Origin of the sequence: Pelistega indica (assembly GCF_000506865.1) — a bacterium.
Lineage (GTDB): Bacteria > Pseudomonadota > Gammaproteobacteria > Burkholderiales > Burkholderiaceae_B > Taylorella > Taylorella indica.
In genome coordinates this window covers 1-2,105 of sequence record NZ_AYSV01000030.1, presented here as the reverse complement: position 1 = coordinate 2,105, position 2,105 = coordinate 1, and the positions used below count along the sequence as shown (strand labels likewise).

Genomic DNA, 2,105 nt, shown 5'->3' with positions numbered 1-2,105 from the left:
CATCCAACACTCGTTATCTTTCTCATAAAACATTCCCGATACCCTKATGGAACTGTCAGGGATACCTGCCATCGAAAAGAATATATTGTACATCGCTTGCCCAAGTGCCCCTAGGTAGGGGCTTTGTGTAGAGCAAGGGTAAATAACTTCAGGCAGTTCGGGAACGTCTCGTATTTTTTCTTGTGTCATAAATTCTCCTCATTATTCTAATCAATTGTTGAGAAAATAGTCTGCACTTTTTATGGTTATATTATACTTCTTTCGATACCTATAGAGAGGCATTTTATATTATCCTCCATTCAAAATAACCCTTGCAGTTTGCCAAAGAATCTACTTGCCATTCATCTATATAGACGTGACCATTAAACGCTTTTGGTTAAATTTTTTGCTAAGATAAATAAGGGAAATTCTCTAGGGCTTATAGATTATAGATTTTCTGTCCATTATAAAAACTAGAAACTTCTAGTTTTTGTCGTGGTCATTTCACCACCGAGGCTTTTTCTAATAGTAACTTTAATCAGAAATAAAGGTAATAATAACGCTCTACCAATACTGGTTATGTTGTACCAACACGGTGTAAGCAGAGTAGGATTTGATACTTCTGCTACTACGCATACCCTGCCTACACCTGCGCGTCAGAGTATGGGAGCGTCTGATACACTGATTAATGTACGTCAAAACTCTGATGTTGTCAATAGTCTTTAAACCCTCTCACCTCTGCACAAAATTTTAAACAAACCTTACCACCTCATCTACTAGCATCTTGTAAGGCTCGTTAGTCCGTGGGGATAATGGCTCAGATGATACTACAACAGCGCTTAAAAATGGATCCTAGAAAAACAAGACAACTATTTTAGACAAAACTGATGTGAACCGATCAATGTACCGTCAAAACGTAGGTTGGGTAGACTTTGTTGGAGGAACATTGGTGGAAAAATACGTAGTGCTATAGAACCAGCAGATATTATCTCCAAGCGAATGTCTGTCGATAGTATGATATATGGTGATGTTATTGAAATATTTATCGAACGTACTGTTGCTACTATCGCCAAAGGTACTATAAATCAGCAAACAGATACTGCGAAAGTATCGTTTGAATATCAAGCATAAGAGACATTCTGTTCGTTTGCCCAAAACAAAGGCAGTAACAGCTAAGAGCTGTTTGCCTATGATGGGTGCCGGACGATGAATCAGGTGCGGGGTGCGACGCATTCTGACCTACGCATACTGACCCTATACGTTCTCGTGACAGTATGGGAGCGTCCAGTACGATTACTAATGTACGCCAAAACTCTGATGTTGTCAACGGACAGGTATCTCCTATCACCTCTGAACAGAAGTTCAAACAAGCACTACCACCTCAGCTACAAGTATCCTTTGATACTCGGGTAGCTCATAGTGCTAACGGTAAGGCAGGGAACACTCATGCGTTATGTGGAAAGACATTCCCTTAATGTAGCAAAAACTATCTACCGTACTGTAGCTAATTAATCATCCCCTACATCGGTGCTTTTTTCTACATTGCTTATCGCGATTTATATGTTTACGAAGGATTACAGGAAAAAGAAAAAACGAAATATATTGATCCTGACTACGTCTATTCTGCCGCTATTCATACTCAACAATACGATATGCGGGAAGTATGTGTCTTAACCGAAATAGAATTAACGGATAGACGTAAAATTCGTATTTATTTTAATAAGAAAATTTCTTCATACGAAGAGAATTTCTTAGTGAAATACGAATATTTAGATTAAAAATAAAAAAATAAGTTGTTACTAAAAACAGCTTATTTTTGTTGTCAATTAAAATAAGTCAAATGCATAAGGACCCATATCAATGTATTTATTATAATTAAGTATCACTATTTTATCATTACGATACTTAATATGTAGAAGTTCAGACCAAATCTGACAAATGAGTTGCAAAAAAGAGAGTTTCCCGTTTGAATAAGAGGTGCGAATCTTTTAAACAAACAAAAGGAAACTCTCATGTTACATACTACCAATAATGTGATTAAACATAAAGCAGGACTGCTTAATTTAGCAGAGCAATTAAAAAATAGTGTCGACAAGCATGACAAAATTATGGGCGTATCGGAGGGA

General features: G+C 37.0%; 4 protein-coding genes and 1 pseudogene. 4 read left to right on the top strand and 1 reads right to left on the bottom strand.

Going from position 1 to position 2,105, the window contains the following annotated elements; genetic code table 11:
* The coding region (locus V757_RS28850; RefSeq protein WP_036694168.1) for a hypothetical protein at positions 1-189 on the bottom strand (189 nt) is incomplete at its 3' end.
* 369 nt (positions 190-558) lie between these two features.
* Between V757_RS28850 and V757_RS28335 the strand changes: the two genes are divergently transcribed.
* The 4 genes and pseudogenes from V757_RS28335 to V757_RS28325 form a co-directional block, all read left to right on the top strand.
* Positions 559-705, top strand: a complete 147-nt coding sequence (locus V757_RS28335) for a hypothetical protein (protein ID WP_155805784.1) — start codon at positions 559-561, stop codon at positions 703-705.
* A 273-nt stretch (positions 706-978) separates the two neighbouring features.
* Positions 979-1,110, top strand: a complete 132-nt coding sequence (locus V757_RS29545; protein WP_023949619.1) for a hypothetical protein — start codon at positions 979-981, stop codon at positions 1,108-1,110.
* A gap of 143 nt (positions 1,111-1,253) precedes the next feature.
* Positions 1,254-1,454: a hypothetical protein gene (locus tag V757_RS28330; RefSeq protein ID WP_143000593.1), complete on the top strand. Its 201-nt coding sequence runs from the start codon at positions 1,254-1,256 to the stop codon at positions 1,452-1,454.
* Between the two features lie 537 nt (positions 1,455-1,991).
* Positions 1,992-2,105, top strand: a pseudogene (locus tag V757_RS28325) (IS481 family transposase); the annotation flags it as partial.

Coding starts and splice junctions, on each gene's coding strand:
- V757_RS28335 (WP_155805784.1), top strand. CDS start 559: ATGTTGTACCAACACGGTGTAAGCAGAGTAGGATTTGATACTTCTGCT.
- V757_RS29545 (WP_023949619.1), top strand. CDS start 979: ATGTCTGTCGATAGTATGATATATGGTGATGTTATTGAAATATTTATC.
- V757_RS28330 (WP_143000593.1), top strand. CDS start 1,254: ATGGGAGCGTCCAGTACGATTACTAATGTACGCCAAAACTCTGATGTT.